Origin of the sequence: Streptomyces sp. NBC_01092 (assembly GCF_045039535.1) — a bacterium.
In the GTDB taxonomy this organism is placed as follows: domain Bacteria; phylum Actinomycetota; class Actinomycetes; order Streptomycetales; family Streptomycetaceae; genus Streptomyces.
Map to the genome: position 1 here is coordinate 11,033,296 of NZ_CP108659.1, position 20,662 is coordinate 11,053,957.

Genomic DNA, 20,662 nt, shown 5'->3' on the forward strand with positions numbered 1-20,662 from the left:
AGTGACGTTTAGCAGGCGGCTGAAACGGGCGCTGACCGGCGACTCCGAGGCGCGTTTCGTCTATCTCGGCAACTTCGAGGTGGAACGCGACTGGGCTCGCGGTGAGCCGCGGCTGCCCGGAGCCGGGGTGAACTTCACGGCGGCGACCGTCAACCGGATGGAGGAGATGGGTGTCTTCCTGGCCGATGACGACGACGTCCTCCTACTCAAAGAGCCTCCGGACCCGCAATACCGGACTTATCTCCACGGTCTCGGTGTGGCGTCCGCAACCGTCCTGTGCCCGGAGAACACCGACCCCCTCCGGCGTATCACCGAAGACGCCCTGGAATCGCCGCAGTTGATCGCCGATCTTCGCGCGCTGGCCGACGGCCGCACACACCTGCTGCCTCTCGGGGTCTCACCCGCCCTGCAGGTGCTGGCCGAACAGACCGGGATACGGCTCGCAGCGCCGTCCGCTGCCGTATGCAAGGCAGTGAACGGCAAGATCTTCAGCCGCATGGTGACCGAGCGGGTCGGTCTGAGGGAGGTACCGGGAGAGTGCTGCCGGACCTACGGCGACGTCGCGGACGCCGTGGACCGCCACCTCGGCGCGAGTGAACGCGTGGTGGTGAAGGAGTCGTTCGGCGTATCCGGCCGTGGGATGGTCGTCCTGGACCGACGGTCGGCTGACACCTTCCTGCGCATGATCGGCCGCCGGGGTCGAGACGCACCAGCCGACATGGTGGTCGAGACATGGATGGACGAAGTCGAGTCCCTCAATTATCAGTTCATCGTGGCACGCGACGGGTCGGTACTGTTCGAGACGGTGAAGGCCGCGATCACCGAATCCGGAGTGCACCGTGGGCACCGCTTCCCCACCAGACTTCCCGACGGCATCGAGACCGAACTCAGGCGTTCTGCGGAGCTGCTCGGGCGCGAGTTGTACGACCACGGCTACTTCGGAATGGTCGGCGTGGACGCGCTGCTCTCCACGGACGGCCTGCTGTATCCATGCCTGGAGATCAACGCCCGGTTCAACATGGCCAACTACCAGAACTGCATCGCCGATCTGTGCGTTCCCCCAGGAGCCCATGCGCAGGCCTGCTCGATCGAGCTGACCATGGACTCGACACTGTCCTTCACGGAATTCACCCGGCCCTTCGAGGAATTGCTCCTTGATCGCGCAGCCGGGAAGGGCATCGTCGTCAGCAACTTCGCCACTGTCAACGCGGGGGCCGCAGCCGAGGCGGACCGGTTCCGCGGACGACTCGGCGTCATGTGCGTGGCCGGTACAGCGGCGGAGGCGGCGGCGCTACGCCACGAACTCGACCAGCGCCTGGCGACGGGCCTGGTCGGCACGGGGCAGGTCGGAGTTGCAGCGGAAGGGGTGGGTCGGTGAACACGGTCAGCGGTGTCAGTTTCAACCAGCTCGCCGAGGAGTTCGGCACACCGGCGTACGTCTATGACGGTGACACGCTCCTCGACGACTTCACCAGGCTCAGAAGGGCGCTGGACGCGTCGCTGGAGATCTTCTTCTCCCTCAAGGCGAACCCCAACATCAGTGTCTTCGGTCTGCTGCACACTGCAGGGGCGCGCGCTGAGGTGTCCTCGCTGACCGAGCTGCGAACAGCTCTGCTGGCCGGAGCCGACCCCGAGAACGTCATCTTCCTCGGGCCCGGCAAGAGCCGTGAGGAAATCGCGGCCTGTATCGACGCAGGCATCCACGCGATCGTCGCCGAGTCGCTCGACGAACTCGGACTCATCGAGGCGATCGCCGGTGAGCGCGATCGGCGGCAGCGCGTACTGCTGCGGATCAATCCCGCGCGCCCCGCGTCCGGGGTGCGGCTCGCGATGGGCGGCAAGCCGCGCCAGTTCGGGGTGGACGAGGATGTCGTACTCGGTGACCGGTCCCGGTTCCTCGGGTTCCGCCACCTGTGGGTTGCCGGAATCCACGTGTATCTGGGGACCCGTATCCTTGATGCCGAGGCGGTCGTAGAGAACACCCGGTACATCCTCGATCTGGCAAAACGGTTCAGCGATGTCGCCGGGATCCCGCTCGAGACGGTCGACATCGGTGGCGGTCTCGGAGTGCCATATTTCGACAACGAGTCCGAGCTGGACATCGGCCGACTCGGATGCGAACTCAACCCGCTTCTGGAGGGGTTCCGTGCCGATCATCCGCAGGCCCGGCTGATCCTGGAGGCCGGCCGGTACCTCACGGCCCGCTGCGGGACGTACCTGGTCGGCGTCCGGTCCGTGAAGCGCTCGCAAGGCGAGAACTTCGCGGTCACCGACGGCGGAACGCACCAGCACATGGCCGCCGTCGGCATTGGCTCTGTACCCAGGCGCAACTTCCCAGTCTCTCTGCTTGGCCGGGTATCCGAGGAGCCGGCGGAGCGCTGGAACCTCAGCGGTCCGCTGTGCACTCCGGGCGACATCCTCGCGAAGAACGCCCTGCTGCCGCCCCTGCGTACGGGAGACCTGCTGGGCGTGCTGATGTCCGGTGCCTACGGCCCCACCGCGTCTCCCGTCCTGTTCCTGGGTCACGGCTACCCGGCGGAGGTGCTGGTCCACCGGGGCGAGGCTCACCTCGTCCGCACCCGCGACACCGTCGACGACCTTCTGGCCAAGCAGATCCTTTGCCGCTTCGCCTGATCACGGACGTGGCTCGCGCTGAGCCGCCGTTTCTCACCCGAACTGATTGGAATGACCGATGAGCAGAGAAATCGCCGCCGAACACGTGCAGGCCGCGCTGACGCAGGTGCTGCAAAAACAAGAAGGTGAACTCCCGGACCTGACCGAGGACACCAAGCTGTTTGAGAACCTCGGTCTGGACTCGATCAGCACTATCCAGTTGCTGTTCAAGCTCGAGGACCGCACCGGGCTGGAGGTGGATACCGAAGAGCTCAGCACCGAGGTGTTCGGGACAGTCGGAAGCCTGACTGACTTCGTGGCGGCGAAGCTCGCGGACGCCACCCCATCGATTGAGGCATGATGAACGCGACATTGCTCACCTGGTGCCCTGTCCGACCTCGTGCGGGTGTGAGCCGCTGATGGACTTCGGACTGTCGAGAATCGCTGTCAAGGTCCCGGAGAAGCGAGACCTTGTGGCCGGGATCCTGGACCGGGCGGGCGCCGACGCGTTCACCCAGCGCATGTTCACCGGTGTCTTCAAGCTACGCGAGAGCCCTTCCTGGGCGCCAGACGACAAGCTAGACGACCTACTCGCCGACGTGGGCCAGCGCGCGCTCGGCGGTACCAAGGCCGACCTGATCCTCTACGGCCACACCCTGTCGGCGCAGGAAGTGACCTTCCGGCCCGGGTTCGTCCAAAGAATCCGAGAGCGGCTTTGCCTCGAACAGACGGTGCCGTTCCTCGGGATATCGGGGGTGGGCTGCGCCTCTATGCTGCGCTCGATCGAGGTGGCGCGCGACTACCTGCGGTCCTCGTCCTCGGATTCCGGCGTACTCGTCCTCGGCGCCGACATGGGCAGCGCGATCGAGGCCTGTCGCATCGTGCCGCAGATGACGATCATGGGGGACTCGGCGGGCGCCATGATGGTGCGACGCAGCGGATTCCGGTACCGCTATCTCGGCGGCGCGGCGCGAAAGGACCTGCGCTTCCACAAGGGCATGCGCATGACCCTGGACGAGTGCCGGACCTTCGCCCGGGTGTGCACCGGCCTGGTTGTCACGGCGGTCGAGGACGCGACACGCCAAGCGGGGCTTTCCCTCGGGGATCTGGACTGGGTCATGCCGCATCTGGCGAACGCCATGTTCTGGAGCAGCTTCTGCCAGGCCTCGGGCATACCGCACGAGCGCGTGGTCCTGGACCTGCTGCCCACGGACGGTCACACGTTCGGTCTCGACGCGCTGAAATCCCTGAACCACGCGGACGAGGCGGGTCGGCTGAGCGAGGGGGACCGGTGCGCGCTGATCTCCGTCGGGCAAGGCAGCTACATCCAGGTGATCGTGGTGGAAGTGGTGAGCGAAGCATGACCCAGTCACTGCTGGACAGCTGTGAACAGACGACGCGGGAGAAGGGGTTGGCCGCGGGACTTACGTCCGTCCTCACCGACGTGGATGTCGCCGCATCGGCGCCCGCGACCGTGGTGGCGGTTCCCAGGGACTGGCCGGTGACGACGGACGGCGAGGTGAGCCATCCGCTCGCGGAGGCGGAGTCCCTGGCCTTCGTACGGCTCCTGCGGGACCAGGACGCCCCCGGCGACTGGTGCTCCGTGGTCGCCGCCCGCCTGGCCCGGGCGCGGATTGGGCTGACAGACCGGGTACTCGGCGAAGCCGCCGCGTACCTGTCCGCCCGCACAGCGATGGGCGAACCACTGGTACGCAAGCAGTTGATCACCGGAAGCATCGCCGACCTGGTGGCCGAGCTGCCGGTTGTACGGCACCACGCGGACCTGCTGGCACAAAAGCCCCGTCCGGAGTCCGCGGCGCACCTGCATGCCCGCATCGACCGGCTGGACTGGCAGGTGACCCTACTCTTCGGCGCCAGCGGTTACCTCACCGACCACCCGGCGCGCGGTCTGTATGTGTCCGCGCTCGTCGCGAACAGCTGGATTGGTGGACATGGACAGCAGGAGGGAGAGCAGCAGTGGAACTGACGGAGCAGCAGGAGCTGGTACGGGCCGCGTGCGCGAGCGTGGCCACCGACTTGCGTCAGCGGGCACTGGCCATCGACGCGGACCCCGCGGACATGGAACCCCATCTGGGATCGGTCGCTTACACGTTCAACCGCGTGGGCGCCACCCCGTACCGGTTCCGGGAGTCGCAGTGGTCGCTGATCGACTCCGGTGGCGCCGAACCGTCCTGTGTGGAACGGGTCATCGCCAGCATGGAGTGGGCCTACGGGGACGCGGGTGCTCTGATGGCGTGCCCCGGACCGGCACTCGCCGGGCTAGCAGTGGACGTCCTGGGCAACGAGGCGCAGCAGGAGTACTTCTACGGCAGGATCGCCGACGGACGGACGTGGACGTTCTTCGCCATGACCGAGCCGGAGGTGGGCAGCGACGCGGCGCAGATGCGGACCCGGTTCGAGCGCGACGACTCGGGTGACTACGTACTCAACGGCGCTAAGCGGTACGTGGGCAACGGTGACCGCGGCACGATCGGCGTGGTCTGGGCGAGGACCAGCGACAATCTGCTGGGTATCCGGGCGGCTCTGCTCGACCTGCCCGCCGAGGGGTGCACGGCCCGCGCGCTGCCCATGCTCGGGCTCCGGGGGGCCCGGCTCAGCGAGATGTCGTTCACGAACGTGCGCATCCCGGCGAAGATGATGCTCGGCGAACACCTGTCCGCGTCCCGGCGTGGCCTGTGGGGCGCGATGCGGTCGCTGCACACGATGCGGCTGGTCGTCGGTGCCCTGGCGATCGGCACGGCCCGGGCGATCCTCGACTACGTGGCGGAGTTCTTCCCCACCGCGCGCGGTGCCGAGACCATGGGGGACAGGATCGCCGCCGCCCGCGCGAGCATGCTCGACACCGCAGCCGCCATCGACACCGACCCGGACCGCGCCCACCTGTGCGCCGCTGCCAAACTCACCGGCAGCCGGCTGGCGGCCGAAGCCAGCGGCTGGGCCTTGGCGGTCGCGGGTCCCGGCGCCTGGGCGGATCACCCGCTGCTGGAGAAGTGGCACCGCGACGCCCGCGGCTTCGAGTTCATGGACGGCACCAGCAACATCCAGCGCCTGCACCTCGCGCAGGGATATCTGAGGGAGAATGGCCATGGCTAATCTGACGGTGGAGGCGATCGCGACGGCCACCGTGCCCCGGCCCTCGTATCATCCGGCCGACGACTACGCCCTGGACCCGCTGCTCAGGGAGTACGCGGAGGTGGTCTGCCAGTACGTCGCCGACAACTGGGAGGCAGACCCGCGGGTCGGTTTTCTGCCCGACACCCCGGAGAATGGGGTGACCCGGCTGGCTCTGGACTGGCTGGGGCCGTCGCCGGCGCCCCAACCGCTGTACCTTGTACGGTCCGACGGCGACCTCGACCCGTTCGTGGCCAGCCTTCCACGGTTGACGTCGGGCAGGGAGTGGATCACCGACGAACTGACGCTCAGCCACCTGGCCGCGTCGGCGGGCACCGCGGCATTCGACTTCCTTCGATGGTCGATCACGGATGCGGGTGCGACAGTGCTCTTCGTGGACCAGCCACCAGTGTGCCTCCTCGACTCACCGCCGGAGCGGGTGTCGGCGGTGGCACTGCGGTGCAGCACCGGCACCGGCGGCGCACGGGTGGTGGCGCACGGCCAGGAGGGCGCCCCGCAGGCCGTGGAGGCCCAGGCGTCCCATGTGTTCTCCGGCACCGGACCGTGCGACACCTGGCGCGCACTCGCGCAGGCGGTCGCCGACCGCCGGGTCCACGACGACGACTGCGTGCTGCTGCGGTTCCGGGGCAGCACAAGCGAAGGTTGGCTGGTTCTGGACATTCGCGACGCGGCGGCGCTCACCGCACGTTCTGACACCACTGAGCCCGACGAGCGGCACGCCACAGCGGCACTCGACGAGCCGGTCCTGCCGAGACATTGAGCATCAGACGACCGGCCCAACGGGCGGGCGCCACGGAGAACGCCCGCCCGGGACCCGCGCGAGTCGCCAGAACCGGTGCCCTGTTTAGCCTGCAAAACCTGGCATCCTGCGCCGGGCCCATCGCCGTGGCCGCACTCATCGGCCGCATGGGAGACGAGGATTCCTACCTTCGCGCTCTCTACCAGCCCGTCGCCCTCGTTCTGCTGGGGGTGCTGACCGGGATGGGCGTCACCCTCCAGACTCTCGCCGCCCGGGCGGTCGGCCGCGGCGAACCGGCTCTGGTCCAGCGGTACTTCACCGGAATCCTGCGTGCCTGCGCCCTGGCATCGGTGGCACTGCTGGTCCTTGTCCTGCTGATCCGCTCGCCGCTTGCCGACTGGCTCCGGGTGACCGGCGACGTGCGGTCGTTCTTCGACGACCTCCTCCTTGCCATGACCTTGACCTTTCCGTTCTCCCTCGCGGGCGAGGCGTGCTCAGCAGTGCTCAGGGGAACCGGGTACGCCGGTACAGGCACCCTCGTGTCGCTGGGGCAGGTCCTGGTGAACGTCGCCGTGGTGGCCGTGCTGGGGCTGCACACCGGTCTGGGCCTGTACGCTGTCGCCTTCGGGGCGGTCATCGCCGGCTCCGTCGAATTCGGCGTCGGTGTTGCGCTGTTGCGCCGCAGGGGCCTGCTGGTCCGGGGGCGACGGCTGGGAATCTCCGTGCCCGTCCTTCCGTCGTTGGCGCGGGTTGGTCTTCCCACGGCGAGCGCGTCGCTCCTGCTCTCCGTGGTGACGTTCCTGCTGATGGGCATCGCCGCGCCGTGGGGGCCGGTCGCTGTCACGTCGCTGTCCCTGGGCTCCCTCGTCGAACTGCTCGCGCTCACCCCCGCGATCGGGTACGGGTCGGCCATGAGCACTCTGATGCACCAGTGTCTCGGGGCCGATGACTGGCCCGGTGCGCTGCGGGTCTTCCGTCGCGGGCTGCTCCACGTGGGCGCCGGATACGTCGCGCTGACCTTGGTCATGGTGATGACCGGCCCCAGACTCTCCGTACTACTGTCGGACGATCCCGCGGTGGTCGAGGGCATTGGGCGGTATCTGGCCATCGTCGGCCCGGCCTTCGGCGCGACCGGTGTCGTCCTCAGCGCCTCAGCCGTGCTGGCGCCCCTCGGACGAGGACTCCTCGCGCTGCTGCTGAACGCCCTGTACTTCACTGCCGTCCTGGGCATCGGCTCGTGGGCCGCCGATCGGTACGGGGGTGTCGAAGGCCTGTACTGGACCATGGCGTTGGCCGCCCTGGCCAGTGTCGTCACCGGACTACCCATCATCTGCTGGGCCGTCGTACGCGCCGTGCGCCCGGTGGGCCCGTCGAAAGAAACGGCCATACCCCGCCCCCCTGGGATCCGGTCCCACGAATGACCGGCCCGGGACCACGCCTGAAAGGCTGGACGCCATGACCATCGAGGCTCGCAACGCTTCCGGGACCTGGGCCGGGGCCGGACCAAGCCCGTGCACGGGGCTCTTCGGCCGATTCGCCCGAGGCCTGTCGGCCAACCCGGACGGCGTCGCGTTGCGCGTGGGCAGGCAGGCGCTCACCTACCGGGACCTCGACCTGCGCGTTCGCGAAATCGCCGCGGGTATCCGAGACGCCGATCCCCGGCCGCCCGCCCGGGTCGGCGTGCTGGCCGGCAAGACCGTGGACGGCTACGCGGGCATCCTGGCCGCCTCATACTGCGGCGCGGCTGCCGTCCCGCTCAATCCCCGCTTCCCGCCGTCCCGCATCGACACCATAGCCACCGCCTCCGGGGTGTCCGTCCTCGTTGCCGACACGGCGGGCGCGAAGACGCGGGAGACCTGCGGCGACGCCGTGCGCGCCCTCCCGGTGGCACGCCCCCGCACGCCCGACGAGTCGGCCACGGCGGCCGTCGTCCGCTCCGAAGACGTGGCGTACATCCTGTTCACCTCCGGTACGACCGGCCGCCCCAAAGGCGTGCCGGTCACCAACGGCAGCATGGACCACTACCTGGAGACCATGCAGCGCCGCTACGGATTCACCTCCTCCGACACGTTCGCCCAGGTTGTTGAGCTGAGCTTCGACATGGCGATGTTCGATCTTTTCGCCGCCTGGGGCTGCGGTGGAACGGTGATCGCCGTCCGGCCGCAGGCGTTGGCCGACCTGCCCTCGTTCCTCACCAACCACGGCGTCACGGTCTGGTTCTCGGCGCCCAGCGCCATCTCCCTGGTCCGGCGGTGGAACGGGCTGCGGCCGGGCTCGATGCCCACCCTGCGCTGGAGCCTGTTCGCCGGAGAGGCGCTGCACGTGGACGATGCGCGGGCCTGGCAGGAGGCGGCGTCGCGAGCCACCGTGGACAACCACTACGGGCCGACGGAAGTCAACGTCACTTGCAGCGTCCACCGCTGGGACTCGGATACCTCGTCGGCGCGGTGCGTCAACGGTATCGTGCCGATCGGAGAGCTCTACGAAGGGCTCCGGCACGTCCTGGTTGACAGCGAAGGGCGGCTCACCGAGGGCACCGGCGAGCTGTGCGTCAGCGGTCCGCAGACCATCTCCGGTTACCTCGACCCGCGCGACGACGAAGGCCGCTTTTTCGACCACGAGGGCGCCCGGTGGTACCGGACCGGTGACATCGTACGGACTCAGCAGGACGGCCAGTTCGCGTTCCTCGGCCGACGGGACGACCAGGTACAGATCCTCGGCAACCGGGTGCAACTTTCCGAGATCGACCACATGCTGGGCAAGTGCCGCGGGGTCGACAAGGCGGTGACCATCGTCGTGGGCGAAAGACTGGTGGCGTTCTACACCGGCAGGCTCCGCGACCAAGCCGGCCTCCGGGAGGAGTTGGCCGCCCTCCTGCCGCAGAACCTCATTCCCCGGATGATCCGGCACGTGACGGAGTTCAGGTTGACCATCAACGGCAAGGTCGACCGCAAGCACCTCGGCGCCTTGGCGAGGGAGACCAACACGGCTCCGGCCGCGGCCTCTGCCTTCGGCACAGACCACTGAGCCGGGAGCGAACACCGTAGCCACGCGGCGCCGAGCGACCGCGCATGGCGGCGACCGTCCCGACGCGGCCACCGACAAGCGCTCCGAGCGGCGCCCACTGACGGTCACGACCGGGCGCCCACCACGGCCCCAGGTTCGTCCTCGGGGCGGCTTTCGGGGGAACCCTGCTTCGTCCTCGAAGTAGATGTAGCCCCCGCAGGCCGCCCGGGCTCTTTACCTCTGCCCAGGTCGCCTCCCTCCACACGGTGACGGCCTGCTCACCGCGTGCAGGGACCAGCGGGCTGAAGCCGAGCCGGTGCATCAGCCGCGTGGCCCCGGAGACGCTGTAGGAGACGTGGAAATTCCTGCCAATCAGCGTGGCCACCCTCTCCGCGGTACACACCTGGTCCTCCACCCAGCCGTGGGCGACCGGGCCCTCATCGAGGTACGCGGCCAGTTTCTCCAGACAGCGCGGGGACAGCCGGCAACGGGATCCGCTCGGGCCACGGGCGGCCAGAGCCTGCACGCCACCATCCCGCCACAGCTGGTGCCTGTGGCAGGCCGACTTCGGACTCACTCGCGGGCGCCGTGCGACCTCCGACGGTTTGATCTCCCCCTCGAACAACTCGTCCGCCTACATCCAAACCGACTCCCGGCGCCGGCGCCCCGCAGCGGTCAACCCGCCCCCATCGCCATATCTCACACACCACGGGATACAGCCACCGCTCCGAGCCCATCAAGAACTTCGCCACGGTTCACCCTGACGAGCCGAAGTCAGTAATGGCTGCACCGAGACTGAGCCCGGCCAGTCACGACTGCGCGTTTCGGTTCGGGTCGGTTCTTGGACGTCATGCTTGTCAGCTTGCCATTCGGCGGATGCGGCCTCTCGCGAGGCCCGCTTGTTGAGGCCTGCTTATGGGGATGTCTCTGGCCTGGGAAGGGGTATGACGGATGCCCTCGTGTCCGAGGCGGCGGCCAGGGCTACGTTTTCAAGGGCAAGCAGGTTGATCGCCGACGCGTAACTTTGCAGGCGCTCTTCCAGTTCAGCGCAGTATTTGATCAGCTTGGCGTGCTTGTCCTTGAGCTCATCGTGGTCGCTGAGACGCTTGGCGAAGGCTTGGGGTGTGGCTGCTGCAGCCTTCACCCGTACCTCGAAGAGCTCCTTGAGGCCAAGATGTTGGTGGGTGAGGTGCCAGCGCTTGCTGCCGGCCTCGACGGCCAGTTGGGAAATGCTGAGGCGTCCGCTGGACCGCAGGGGCATGCCGGCGAGCAGGCGGTCCATCGCGGCGAGGATTGCCTCACGGACTGGGTCGGCGGCGGTCTGTATGGCTGTCATTCGTCAAACGTCCCTTTCATGCTTCTTGAGGATGCGGTCCAGGCGCCGCAGTTCGTGCAACTCGCGCGCATCGAATGGTTGGAGCAAGCGGATCGGCAGTGACGTCGAGGAGCTCGTCACGCTGGGCTTGGACGCGCTCGATGTCGCGGTCTGTGCGTGCGATGTTGCGGCACCGAGGGCGGCAGTCGTCGATGTCCGGCGTGACCAGCGGGGCGTCGGTGGCTCCAAGGAGTTGGCATGCCGCCTGGTTCGGGTCGAGGACGCAGGTCATGCCATCGCCGTAAAAGATCTGCAGAAGGGGATTGCCCAGGAGGTCGCGGGCCTGGCGGTCGCTGGTCAGGACATGGCCTGCGAACTGGCGGCCGGCCACGGTCACACGCTGCCGGTAGGCGTCGGCGGCCGGACCGCTGACGTGCTCGCCGTTGCGGATGGCTTCCTCGGCGAGGACTTCGATGCGATAGAGCCAGTCCTCGAACGCGTACTCATCTGGGAAGCCGGATTCATAGCTCCCTGCGTACCCTTGGAGAATTTTCGTGTGGAGATGCCCGTATTGAATCGCAGCTGCAACCAGCCCGCGTGGCCGGCGACGGATGAACCATGCAAGTGTCCGTCGGAACCGGGACGAGCTGGGCGAGCCGAGTCCTTCCGTGGGGATGCCGTCACAGCGGCCGCGAATCTGACACTGCAGGTTGAGCCAGGCGATGAACCTCTGAATGTCGTTGGTCAGCGTGTCGTCAGTGCGAGCTTCACCGAGTCTCTTCGTGTCGCGGTAGTCCTGGCGATCTTGCTCCAGCCAGACCGGGAACAGCAGGCGGTGGGAGTGAAGGCGCTTTAGCACGGCAACGGCTTTCGCGACAACATCGAGGACCACCCAGGGATCGCGGCGTTCTGCCCCCGCCTTTGGCGCCGCCGTCACCGCCGAGGGCGTGGCACGATGTGCGGCATGACAACGCACCGAAAGGTCCATGCCGCGTAGACGGCCAACAGGCATCCGGGCCGACATTCCCCGCCACCGGACACGAGAATCGAAACCGGTCATCGACGGCTTGTCCTCGCGTGCACTGTCCGAGATCTTCCGTCTTGAACGCACCCGCAACTATCTGCAGCCAGGAGACGTCAGCGCGGCCGTGCGCCTGTGGAAGGACTACGTCCACCGCCCCGAACGCCAGCTGTGGCATGACTACGAGTTGGGCAACGCGCTCTGGTACTGCTGCGGCAATCCCCTCGAAGCCTGTGTTCTCCTCGATGCCGTGATGCAGACGATGTCGCCGCGAAACGCCCGCGAACTCCGGCAGGTTGTCAGCCGGATTGTCGCCGTCTGGAATCAACCTTCAGCACCGTACGACCCAGGCGAAGGCTAGAGATCAACCGGAGGTCAGGGCAACACGGTGCCATCGGGTCACAGTGCGGTCCACGGCCGCGAGTCGCCGCCGGTCAGGGGTGCCCAGACGTCACCGGTGGGTCCCTTCTCTTCAAGGTCGTCCAGGAGGCTGCCCCGAGGGGTGCCTGCGGGCCATGGTGGCTACGAGGGGATGCTGCGCGGTCATGGCCTTGAGGTCGCTGATCCGGCCGGCGAGGACCTGGCGGGAGGCGGCGGTGAGGACGAAAAGGATGTGGGGGAGGACGGGATACCAGCGCAGCCATGTCGGGTGGGGGCCGGGTGTGCCGGGGCGGGGGCGCTGCCTGCCGACGGGCTGTGGCTGGTAGGTCCACAGGCGCGCGTAGTCGATGAGTTTCACGGCGAGTCGCTCGCTGCTCATGGTGGCGCGGTCGACTTCGACGAACGCCCGTAGTTTGCGACGTTCTTCGCCCTCGATGGCGGTGTAGTGCAGGACGGCGTCGGCGACCACGCGTTCGCCCTCCCCGATGGCGTGGGAGACCTCTGGTGTCCAGTCCCACGGGCCGTGCTCGTCGTCCTGGCGGCGGGCGTCGGCGGCGAAGGCGAGGTGGGTGCGCAGGACGGTGAGGGTGTGCGGGGTGCGCAGGGAAGCGGCGGTGGATGAGGTGATCGGGTACGGCGGGCGGCCACGCAGCGCGGGCCAGTCCCTCGTCAGGCGGGCGCCCTTCGGCGTGAGGTACCAGACCCGGGTGCGGTTTGACTGCGGCAGAATCACGAAGTCGACCAGGTGCTTGCCGAGCAGCTCGTTCAGCCGCTCCGAGACCGACTGGCGGGAGCGGTCGGGCCGCAGCAGGTGCAGGAGCTGGCTGGTGGTGGCCATGCGGTGCTGGGCGAGTGCGGCCAGGATCTGGTGGCGCAGCGGCTCTGTCGGACTCGGGGCCAGGCCCGAAGAGGTGGGCTGGAGGCTTCTGGCAGTCATCAGTGGAATTCCTTGTTCTGCACGTCCACAAGGGTGGAGCGGGCTTGGCCGGGGGAAGGCGCGAGTTCGGTGAGGAAGGCGAGGAGCCGACTGTGCTGGCCGGCGGCCCGAGCGATGAGCTGGCCCAGTGGTGCCGCCTCGGCTGTTGCGTGGGCGGCACGGTGAAGGGCCGGTACCTGGCCGGGTCGGGCGTAGTCGGCGAAGACGTCGTCGAGGTGGGGGCCGGTGATCTGGGCGGGTCCGATCCGTCTGCCGTTCACGGTCAGGGACATGTAGTGCTCGAAGCGGTTGAGCGCGGCGACGATGTCCGGACCGGGCGTGTCACTCCACTCGGCGGTGACGGGCGCGATCGCCGAGCGGGAGCCCGCAGTGCAGGCCAGCGTGGAGGCGTTCTGCAGCAGGGACTGCCGCACTGGTCCGGGAAGGCGGGACAGCAACTGCGTCATGCCGTGGACGTGGCACTTGTACTTACGGAAGTCCTCGAACATCGACGCGATGGTCTCCGGCGCGGCGCCGGTGAGAGTGATCAGCTCATCGAAGTACGGGCGGAACGGGACGCGCCGGCCTTCCGGGGTGTCTCTCCTCGAGCGCACGGCGCGCAGCAGGTCCCGGGCGAGCAGGGCGGTCAGCAGGCGGTCGGTGGGTCCGTTGCCGCCCGGGCACACCCACACGATCATCCGGGTGTCCATGGCGGCGCGGATGTTGTAGGCGCTGTTTGGCTGGCCGAGGAAGGCGCGGGTGACGGGGTTGGCGGCCAGCCGGGCGAGCGGGTTGAGGACGACGGGTAGGGCGTCCGCGGGCAGGGCCGGGAACACGGTGTCCCACCAGGCGCGGGTCTCGGCATCGAGCCTGTCCTGCACCGCCGCGAGCGCCGTGGCACGGAAGGTGCCGTCGGTGAGCAGGGCCCGCACCTGGAAGAGGGTCGCCTGGTCCCGCGCCCGGCCCGCCCGGCACGCGGTTTCGTTGACGGCGACCAGGACCGTGAGAGCGGCGGTGAGGATGGTGATCGCGCGCGGGGCGGTGGTGTCGTCCCAGCCGAGCGCTGCCGCGCAGGCGTCCACGGTGGCCTCCACGACCTCGTGGGCGACCTGGCCCTGGTGCATGCCGATCGGATTCCACGAACTGACCGGCGTGTTGGGTTCGTGGACATTGAGGTCGATCAGCGCAATGCGCTGCATGAGGTGGTCATGGGCGAGGAAGGGCAGGGCGCGCGGCCAGGAGTCGCCGTGCGGGTCGACGAACAGCAGCCCGCCGCCGGCGTGCGCCCAGCCGATCGCCTGGGCCAGGGCGCGTTCGGTCTTGCCGCCGCCCGCCTTGCCCACCCCGACTTCGAACAGCGTCTCGGCGGCATGGGTGGCGACCAGACGCCGACGCCCGTCCGGGGTGCGGTAGATGCCCTGCAGGAGCAGCTCCGGGTTCTGGTGCTCGAAGGTGGGCAGGTCGTGGGCGAACAGCGGGACCCGGCAGTGCACGGTGGGCGGCTTGAGCAGCCCCGCGAGTTCTTCCAGTCGCAGCCAGTTGGACCTCGGCGCCTGGCACTGTCCGAGCGCCCAGCGCCGTTCGAAGGCGCCGCGGGTGGGCCAGTGGTCGGCGCCGATGCGCCAGGGGCCCAGCCTCCAGCCTCGCATCGCCCACCGGGAGCGGCCGCCGAACACGTCGAAGGCGGCCTGGAGCTGGGCGAGCCGGGCCTGGGCACGGCCCTCGATGTTGGAGGCGCACATCACCAGCAGCTGGACACGGACGAGTTGGTCGTCGTTGGCGAGCTTGCCCAGCGCCTCGGCCGGTTCCACACGGCGGGGGACCGGTGGCATGACCAGCCGCCGTCCTGCGGCCGGTCCGGACTGCTTGCCGAGCAGCTGCTGCAACTGCCAGGACAGCGAGTCCTCGACGCCGCCGGCGTCCTGACGGAGCCAGCGGGCAGCCCGCTGCGCCTCGCGCCGCTCGGAGCGGCGGGCCGCGCTCATCAGCTGCAGGCGGCGTGCCCGCAGTGCCCACTTTGGGGCGCGTTGGATGTCGAGGCGTATCTCGGCGAGGTCGCCGAGTTCGGCGCGCAGGTCGGCTACGGCGTCGACGAGCGGTTGCAGCGGGTCGGGGATGAGGGGCACCTCGCGCAGCGGCGCGGTCAGTTTGCCCCGCAGGATGAATTCGGCCCGCACCACATGCTCGCGCGGCTTGTCGAGGATCGGTCGGGCCTTGCTGACGGTGACGTCGGGACCGAACGGGGTGATGGCCAGGAGGCGTTGGGCGCCGGCCGGGCCCTCGATGCGGTAGCGCAGGGGTGTGCTGCCGTCGCAGCGGAGCCGGATCTGCACGGCTTTGGCCCGGCGGGGTGCCCACCAGGGCATGGCCGTGGACGCGCGCGCCAGCTGCACACCGCGCCGGAAGATCTCCTCCAGGGATGGGTCGAAATGCGCCGTCGGGGCCAGCTCCAGCGCCATGCGCTCGGCCGAGGCCTTCTGGGCCAGACGACGCACCAGCGCCTCGCCCGCAGCCCAGACGGCGACGACAGCCAAGGCAACCACCCACCAGTAGGTGATCACCCAGCCGGCGGCGTGAACGATGCCCAGGACGAGGTCGACCACCTGGCCTGGCACCGACGCTGAGGCCTGATCGGTCAGGTACGGGGCTGCGGAGTCCACGTAGCTGTTCCCTTCTTGATGACGCGGGTGAAGGACAGGTCGGTGATGCGGAGGTCGGTGTAGGTGCCGCCGCGGTCCTGGCCGGCCCACACCAGATGGACCACCGCCTGGTTCGGGCTTCCGTCCCGGCGGGCGATGGCGGCCTGGATGCGGAAGCGGGCGGGGGCGAAAGCCGGTGCCATCACCTGGCCCGAGTTGGGGAAGGCGTTCGGCCACTTCGCCCGGCCGATGCCTGTGGCGTCTGCGCGTAGCAGCGCGCGGCCGGCACTGAGTAACTCCCGTTCGTCGCCGGTGGGTAGGTCGGCGGGCCAGGCCGCCTCCAGCGACCGCTGGACGGCCTGGTCGCCAGCCGCCCCGTCGCCGTGCGGCGGCAGTACGGAGGGAAAGCCGGACGGCGTCTCGGCGGCCGCCGACGGCATAGTCGGGCCGATGGTGGCCCTGCCAGCCTCAGATGCACGGACCGCAGCTGACGGATCCGCAGTCGCAATCGACGGCGCCGCTGGGGCAGGTGACTCCTGTTCCTGCGGCAGGCTCAGCAGGGCGACGCCGACGACGGCGAGCAGGACGGTGCTCAGCAACAGCAGACGCGGTGAGCGCGATGTAGGTTCCGATTTGATTTGTCGGTGGCCGACGCTGTGACCAGCGGATTCGATCCGGCGTCCAGACGGTTTGTCGGCGGTTCTGTCCGGCCGATCTGTCGCTTCCTGCGTGCCAACGCCCGGTCGGGGGAGTTCGACCGGCTGACCGTCCGACCACTTGTTGTCGCGGCCACGGACGAGGGGCGCGCTGGCGGGTGCCGGTGTGTCGTCCTCCGGCCAGGGGTAACCTGCCGAAGAGGCATGGCGCCCAGGCTGGGACAGGGCCGGTGACCGGAGACAGGAGCCTCCAACAGCGGCTCCAAACCGACAAGTTGCCGACAGAATGCTCGGACAGTGACAACTTGAATCGGAACCTACACGCGATGTGGTGGTCACAGTAGACGGGCCCCTCCCGCATAGCCGGGCATCGCATTGACGGCGTCCAGGCGCACGACCGTGCCTGGTCGGGGAGCGTTGACCATCTGTCCGCCGCCTAGGTAGATCGCGACGTGGTAGATCGTGGAGTCACGTCCGGGCGTGGTGGCGTAGAAGACGAGGTCACCGGCCTTGAGCGCGCTCGTGCCGAGGCTGGCCGGGATCCGCTTGCCGACACCGGCCTGGGAGGCCGCGACACGCGGCAGGCTGATGCCGCCCTTCGCGTACGCGTACTGCGTCAGCCCGGAGCAGTCGAAGCCCTTGATGGCCGTTCCGCTCTTCCCGCCGGGGGAGCAGCAGATCCCGTACGACTTCCCGGACGTGTTTCCGCCGCCCCACGAGTACGGCACTCCCCGCTGCGACAGTGCCGCCTCGATGACGGTGCGGACCTTGGCGGACACGTTCTTCAGGTCCGGGTCCTTGGCGGCCGCCGTGTACTGGTCGATCCACCCCAGCACGTTCGACACGTACGCGTTCGAGCGGTTGTACGAGAAGATGGCCGCTTTCAGCTGTGCCCGCTTCGTCAGATCGCGGCCGTTGCCGCACAGGTAGAGCGAGGCGCCGAGCGCGGCGTCGTCCGCGTTGTGCGGGTCAGCCCTCTTGTCGCCGTTCGCGTCCCTGCCGACGCCGTCCCAGGTGGAGGGCAGGAACTGGAAGGGTCCGACGGCGCGTTCGGCCTGAGCGGTGCCGTCCCACTTACCGCCGTCGGTGTCCGGGAAGACGCTCGTGTTGCCACCGGCCCCGGACGCATTGAGGAGTACTCCGTAGATCTTCGGGCGGATGTCGCCGCCTGCGGCGATGTTCCTGCCCACGGCGTGGTTGGACTCGACCTTGGCGATCCCGGCGAGGATCGGCCAGCGCATGCCCTGGCACTTCGGGGCATGCGTGCCGGCCTGCTGGACGGCCTTCTTGTACGCGGTCAGCATCCGCGGCGGGATATCCGCGGCACTGCCGCCCTCGGCGATCCCGCCATCGTCCTCGGCACCCGACTTCAGCGCGACGTACGCACTGATCGCGTTGCCTACCGGGGCGGCACAGCACACGGCGGCGAACAAGAGCAGCGCCACCACACACCCCCACCGCGCCATGCGGCGCCGGGCCGGCCTCACTGGGGATCCTCGTCCCACGGCATCGGGGGCCGCTCCGGGCGCCTGCGCTCGGCGTCGGGCGCGGTCCTGCGCATCAGCTCCTGCCACCGGGCTTGTGCCTCGGCGCGGCTGCTGCTCGAGGCTCCGCTTCCGGGAAGGCGTGAGCTGGACCTGTCGGACGGTGATCCGGCTGGCTGCCGGGGCGCACCGCCTGCGAGCCGCGTCGGCGATGGCGTCGGTGCGCTCGGTGCTGTGCTGCCGGAAACCGGTGGGGCACTGGGTGGCGCAGCTGCTGACCTCGCGCCACCCGTGCCGGAGGCTCCAGTCGGCTCAGGAGCCGGTGTTGGACGGGTCGGCAGGCGTCGGCTGCCGACCGGGCCGGTCCTGCCACTGTCATCCGTGTGTTCACCCGCGGCGGCGGATGTCTGGCGGCCCGTGGGTCTCCAGGCCCGGCGGTCCTCGCGGAGGGTGTTGCCCCAGACCCGCACCTGCTGGCGGGCTTCGTGGGCGTAGCGCGAGCCTGCCGCCCGGGCCCGGCTGGCATTCGCGGGCAGGCCCATGGTGGTCCCGTACGCAACCCGGCCCCCGCGATTGAGGAGGCGGTAGCCGCGGTAGCGGACCAGCCGGTTGTGCGCCCGGGTCGACAGCAGTGTGCGGTCGGCGTGCTGGTCGTGCAGGACCTCGCCGGTGCGCGTGTCGACGACCTGGCCGTCCTCGTCGCGGTACCGGTCCGGCGGGCCTCCGGGCCGACGCGGACCCCCACCGCCCGATCCGTCGCCACCGTCCCCCGGATCGTCCGCGTTCGGGTCTCCGTCGGCGAGGGCCTTGCGCCACCTGGCCAGGTGTTCCTTGTCCGGCCGGCGGCCGATCAGCAGCCAGTGCGCGCCCTTCCCGCCGAGCCGCAGACCGAGCCCACCCACGGCGGCGGCCGCGGTGAGCGGGGCCAGACCGCGTCCGGCTTCGGCGGTGGCATCGGCCAGGACACGGCCGGTGTCGGCCGGCATACCCGCCCCGTCGACCAGCGAGCCGAGCGCGCCCATCAGCCGTTGGCGGGTGCCGAGGATCCCGTACCGGCCGCCCCCACTGCCGGTGAGGGCGCGCAGCCCGCCGCCGTATCCGCCGAGCCCGGCGGGGGAGTTCATGGCGAGGGCGGCGCCGAGCTCGGATGTGTCGCCGGGCATGTGGGTGCCGCCGACCTTGGCGTAGCGCATCCGCATGGCCATGCGCCTGCCGAACGAGGAGATGCCGGTCAGCATCCGGCGGTGCCCGGCCGCGCCCGCGATGGCGAGGACGTCGATCAGCAGGATCCGCTCGGCCATCAGGTCGGGGCCGTTGGTGAGGGTGGCGTCGACGGCGATCCCGAAGAACGGGATGAACGCGCAGATGCCGACGACGGCGAGGATCGAGATCCCCCACACCGAGAGCCATTTCCACACCGACTGGCGGGCGGGCCCGGGCAGCATGCCGGCGATGAACGTCACGCCGCCGGCCGCCGCGGCCGCGGCGCAGATGCCCTGGGTGCCGAGCAGGACGATCGTGGACGACAGCAGCATGCCGCAGATGAACAGCGTGGCGATCAGCAGCAGGAAGGCGCCGCCGACCCGCCACCAGGTCGGCTTCTCCGCGTACGCGGCACACGCCTTGCCGACAGGGCCGGCCCTCTTCATGTCCGCGAGGAATACCGCGAACTCCTGGTCCTCCTCGGTGATCACGGGGCGGGCGGCGTTCAGCAGTTCCCCGCCCGGAGTCAGGGACGGCAGCCCCCCGGTGTCCGGGCCGTCATCAACACGACTATCGGGGTCGTGGCCGGCCATGCAGTATTCCTTGGCCGGCCCCCAGATATCGCTGCAGGCTTCCCTGGCGTCCTGTGACACTTCCCCGTCGGCCTGGTAGCCGCCGATGAGCCACTTCATATGGACGGCGTAGGCCTTGCTGTCGGACTTCTTGGCGGGGTCGAGGATGCGCCCGTACTGCAGCAGCATGTACGGCTTGACGATGAGCGCGTTGGTGATCGAGTCCTGGAGCGGGCGGGCGACGTCGGTGGAGGAGACCGGCCGCTCGGCCTCATGCTCCAGGCACTTGATCTCGGCGTTGCCGGCCATGCCGTCGCACGGGCCGCGGCTGGCGAGCTTGCCGCCCCAGTTATAGGCATTGACGCTCTCCTGGGCGACCGCGGCGGCTACTTCCTGGGTCTGTCCCAGCGGGCCGTCCTGGGTGAGCAGGTAGTCGGGGCGGACGAACGCGGACGCGGCGAACGCCGCGATCAACAAAGTCAGGAACATCTCACCCAGACCGCGCCCCACCTTGCCGCGGACGATCATGAAACCGGTAAAGACGAACGCCCAGGCCAGCAGCAGCCCTTTGAGTCCCAGGGCGTCGACGACCACGTGGTTGTAGGCGTCGGAGACCTTCTGCGCCGGCGCAAGGAGGATCTTCAGCAGCGGGAACCTAAACGCCATCTCGATGGCCCAGCCCGCCAGTCCGACCAGCAGCCGGATCATGGCGAACAGGCCGGACAGGGCGAAGGCCAGGGACTGGGTTTTGAAGCTGAAGATGGAGCCGCCCTGGGCGTTCAGCTCATAGCCGTTGATCGGCACGCCCTCGGACGAGTAGATGTTCAACGGGGCGAGGAGGTCACCGGTCTCGCTGTTGCTACTGGCCGCGTACACGACCTGGCTGTTCACCAGAACGAACACGGCAGACAGCAACACGACCGTGGCCGCCGAGCGTAGGGTTGCGCGGTCTGGACGGAACACG

General features: G+C 69.0%; 17 protein-coding genes and 1 pseudogene. 10 read left to right on the forward strand and 8 right to left on the reverse strand.

Features of this window, described 5'->3' with window-relative positions:
- The first annotated feature begins 1 nt into the window (after position 1).
- The 9 genes from OG254_RS49190 to OG254_RS49230 all read left to right on the forward strand — a co-directional run bounded on the left by OG254_RS49190 (position 2) and on the right by OG254_RS49230 (position 9,532).
- Complete coding sequence (locus OG254_RS49190) at positions 2-1,378, forward strand: carbamoylphosphate synthase large subunit (RefSeq protein WP_405594720.1); 1,377 nt, start codon at positions 2-4, stop codon at positions 1,376-1,378.
- On the forward strand, positions 1,375-2,634 hold the full coding sequence (locus tag OG254_RS49195; RefSeq protein WP_405594723.1) for a type III PLP-dependent enzyme: 1,260 nt from the start codon (positions 1,375-1,377) through the stop codon (positions 2,632-2,634). The genes OG254_RS49190 and OG254_RS49195 overlap by 4 nt, the downstream gene beginning before the upstream one ends.
- A gap of 58 nt (positions 2,635-2,692) precedes the next feature.
- Positions 2,693-2,974, forward strand: coding sequence for an acyl carrier protein (locus OG254_RS49200; protein WP_405594726.1), 282 nt, complete (start codon positions 2,693-2,695; stop codon positions 2,972-2,974).
- Between the two features lie 112 nt (positions 2,975-3,086).
- Entirely contained in the window at positions 3,087-3,977 is an 891-nt protein-coding gene (locus tag OG254_RS49205; RefSeq protein WP_405594728.1) for a 3-oxoacyl-[acyl-carrier-protein] synthase III C-terminal domain-containing protein, read from the forward strand.
- Positions 3,974-4,600 carry an acyl-CoA dehydrogenase family protein gene (locus tag OG254_RS49210; protein WP_405594730.1) on the forward strand — a complete coding sequence of 209 codons (627 nt, stop codon included), beginning with the start codon at positions 3,974-3,976 and terminating at the stop codon, positions 4,598-4,600. The genes OG254_RS49205 and OG254_RS49210 overlap by 4 nt, the downstream gene beginning before the upstream one ends.
- Positions 4,591-5,727: an acyl-CoA dehydrogenase family protein gene (locus tag OG254_RS49215; protein WP_405594733.1), complete on the forward strand. Its 1,137-nt coding sequence runs from the start codon at positions 4,591-4,593 to the stop codon at positions 5,725-5,727. Before OG254_RS49210 ends, OG254_RS49215 begins: the two co-directional genes overlap by 10 nt.
- On the forward strand, positions 5,720-6,526 hold the full coding sequence (locus OG254_RS49220; protein ID WP_405594735.1) for a hypothetical protein: 807 nt from the start codon (positions 5,720-5,722) through the stop codon (positions 6,524-6,526). Before OG254_RS49215 ends, OG254_RS49220 begins: the two co-directional genes overlap by 8 nt.
- A gap of 125 nt (positions 6,527-6,651) precedes the next feature.
- Positions 6,652-7,926 (forward strand): MATE family efflux transporter, encoded by a 1,275-nt coding sequence (locus tag OG254_RS49225; protein ID WP_405594737.1) that lies wholly within the window; start codon positions 6,652-6,654, stop codon positions 7,924-7,926.
- A gap of 34 nt (positions 7,927-7,960) precedes the next feature.
- Positions 7,961-9,532, forward strand: coding sequence for an AMP-binding protein (locus tag OG254_RS49230; protein ID WP_405594739.1), 1,572 nt, complete (start codon positions 7,961-7,963; stop codon positions 9,530-9,532).
- Here OG254_RS49230 and OG254_RS49235 read toward each other — a convergent pair.
- From OG254_RS49235 to OG254_RS49245, 3 genes are all read right to left on the reverse strand, one after another.
- Entirely contained in the window at positions 9,438-10,088 is a 651-nt protein-coding gene (locus OG254_RS49235; RefSeq protein ID WP_405595656.1) for a winged helix-turn-helix domain-containing protein, read from the reverse strand. The two genes, OG254_RS49230 and OG254_RS49235, sit on opposite strands and share 95 nt — an antisense overlap.
- A gap of 336 nt (positions 10,089-10,424) precedes the next feature.
- Entirely contained in the window at positions 10,425-10,847 is a 423-nt protein-coding gene (locus OG254_RS49240) for a hypothetical protein (protein WP_405594741.1), read from the reverse strand.
- Between the two features lie 16 nt (positions 10,848-10,863).
- On the reverse strand, positions 10,864-11,814 hold the full coding sequence (locus tag OG254_RS49245; protein ID WP_405594743.1) for a hypothetical protein: 951 nt from the start codon (positions 11,812-11,814) through the stop codon (positions 10,864-10,866).
- On the opposite strand from OG254_RS49245, the gene OG254_RS49250 reads away from it, so the two are divergent.
- Positions 11,813-12,208 carry a hypothetical protein gene (locus tag OG254_RS49250; protein WP_405594745.1) on the forward strand — a complete coding sequence of 132 codons (396 nt, stop codon included), beginning with the start codon at positions 11,813-11,815 and terminating at the stop codon, positions 12,206-12,208. The genes OG254_RS49245 and OG254_RS49250 overlap by 2 nt on opposite strands.
- 38 nt (positions 12,209-12,246) lie before the next feature.
- Here OG254_RS49250 and OG254_RS49255 read toward each other — a convergent pair.
- From OG254_RS49255 to OG254_RS49275, 5 genes and pseudogenes are all read right to left on the reverse strand, one after another.
- Positions 12,247-13,165 (reverse strand): annotated as a pseudogene (locus tag OG254_RS49255) (replication-relaxation family protein).
- The gene (locus tag OG254_RS49260; protein ID WP_405576207.1) at positions 13,165-15,804 is read right to left on the reverse strand and encodes an ATP/GTP-binding protein; all 2,640 of its coding nucleotides are present in this window, start codon (positions 15,802-15,804) and stop codon (positions 13,165-13,167) included. The pseudogene OG254_RS49255 and the gene OG254_RS49260 overlap by 1 nt, the downstream one beginning before the upstream one ends.
- Positions 15,780-16,382, reverse strand: a complete 603-nt coding sequence (locus tag OG254_RS49265; RefSeq protein WP_405576204.1) for a hypothetical protein — start codon at positions 16,380-16,382, stop codon at positions 15,780-15,782. The genes OG254_RS49260 and OG254_RS49265 overlap by 25 nt, the downstream gene beginning before the upstream one ends.
- A gap of 392 nt (positions 16,383-16,774) precedes the next feature.
- Positions 16,775-17,884, reverse strand: coding sequence for a C40 family peptidase (locus OG254_RS49270; protein WP_405576202.1), 1,110 nt, complete (start codon positions 17,882-17,884; stop codon positions 16,775-16,777).
- 38 nt (positions 17,885-17,922) lie between these two features.
- Entirely contained in the window at positions 17,923-20,661 is a 2,739-nt protein-coding gene (locus OG254_RS49275) for a hypothetical protein (RefSeq protein ID WP_405576200.1), read from the reverse strand.
- Position 20,662: the final 1 nt, after the last annotated feature.